The 1706-nt window shown below is 59.0% G+C and carries 1 protein-coding gene; it reads left to right on the forward strand.

What is annotated here, in order from left to right; all coding sequences use genetic code 11:
• Window positions 1-310: 310 nt before the first annotated feature.
• Window positions 311-1657 carry a pentapeptide repeat-containing protein gene (locus V5E28_RS48900; RefSeq protein WP_336217174.1) on the forward strand — a complete coding sequence of 449 codons (1347 nt, stop codon included), beginning with the start codon at window positions 311-313 and terminating at the stop codon, window positions 1655-1657.
• The last annotated feature ends 49 nt before the right edge of the window (window positions 1658-1706 follow it).

The raw sequence follows: 1706 nt of genomic DNA on the forward strand, positions 1-1706 counted from the left end.
CTGCCCGGCGAACCCTGTTGGCGTCCAGTCCCTGCTCGGCGAGGTCCTTGCGGAGCCGGACGATCAGCTCGACGGTGTCGGCCTCAATCGCGTTCGGCGAGGTGTGCGGGCGTCGCGACCGGGGCTCGAACGCTGCCTCGCCCTCAGCCTGGTTGCGCGCGACGAGCTTGGACACCCAGCCCTTGAACAGGCCGGTGCCCGTGGGCGTTCGACGCCTACCACCACGCCGAGTTGGCCTCCGAGAAGTCTCCGGGAGATGCTGCCCGGTGCGGACTCTTAATCGTCATCCCTCCTGCCATAGAATATCGCCATGGACGCCCCCATATTCTCGACGTTCGATGCGGAAGAGTTCGAGAAATTCTGCCGCGACCTATTGAGTAGACTGGGATTTCAGCAGATCAACTGGCGTAAAGGCGCCACGCGAGGAGTGAACGCGGGCGATGGTGGGCGGGATATCGAGGCGGTCTATCCTCGCATCGACCCGGACAGAGATCAATTTTTCGAGCGATGGTTCGTCGAATGCAAACATCATGCTAAAACTGTTTCCCGCGCACATCTTGACGAATTGCTGGCGGCCGCGGAAGCCAACGGAGCAGACGTAGCACTTTTCATGGTCAGCGGAAACTTGTCCAACAGCGCCAAAGATCATCTCGAACAGTATGCCAAAAACAGGAAACCCGCCTTTCGAATCAAATACTGGGAGCGTCACGATCTGTACGCACTGATCGAGCGCTCCAATGGTGTCGGCCAGGCGACAGCCATGCAGGCCACTTCCGAGATGCGTTTCATCGACGCGCTCATCCAACTCAACCACGAGAACGCGAATGTACGAGCAGGGGCTTTGTCTCTGCTTGAGAGTGTCGGCGACACCACGGCCGAGTGGCGGCAGCGAGTGATCGACCGAGTCTGTCACTACCTGCGCCACGGCAATCACGGGCATATCGATGACGAGACCCGCAAGGTCGCGCAGAAAATTCTCACGGACCACCTCTCTCCCTACGGCGAAGGTAGTCCTTGGAGCGGCATACGACTGGATCTGGCCGGAGCCCATCTGGTGAGCCTGGACCTGACCAAGGCCGACATCATGGCCGCCGACTTCACCGGTTGCCGTTTCACCGGCGCTACGCACTTCAATGGCGTCCGCTTCGGCGACGATGCTATGTTCGACGGCTCGACTTTCGACGACGGCGTAGCTTTCCATGGGGCCAATTTTGAAGGCCCCGCTTCCTTCCAGAGATGCTCCTTCCACGACCACGTCTCTTTTTCCCATGCCCGTTTTCAATCGATGACCGATTTCAGCGACTCCGTCTTCTCGTGCATCGCCGGGTTCAGCAGCACTGCGTTCGACAACCTGGCAGTATTCATCGGCGCTGTCTTCAAAAAAGATGCCTTGTTTCCCGGTATCCGGGTCCGCAATGATGCGATATTCACAGACGTGCGCTTCGAAACCGAAGCATGCTTCGAGCTGGCGAAGTTCGACGCCGTGGTCAACTTTGGCAATTGCCATGTGGGGATTGACATGGATTTCTCGGTCGAGCTCAACGGTCTCTACTCTCCCACGCTTCCGCCCGGATTCCGGCTTGTTCACAAGGGGTTCCTCGAGGTCGCCGTCGTCAAGGAACGTCGAAGGGGACGTGCCGAGCGCATCGGCAGCTGAGGACGGACTCGGGGACCTCATATATGAAGCAAGGAACCGGCCTTCGTTA

The organism is Nonomuraea sp. LPB2021202275-12-8 (assembly GCF_037044575.1).
Lineage (GTDB): Bacteria > Actinomycetota > Actinomycetes > Streptosporangiales > Streptosporangiaceae > Nonomuraea.

Coding starts and splice junctions, on each gene's coding strand:
- V5E28_RS48900 (WP_336217174.1), top strand. CDS start 311: ATGGACGCCCCCATATTCTCGACGTTCGATGCGGAAGAGTTCGAGAAA.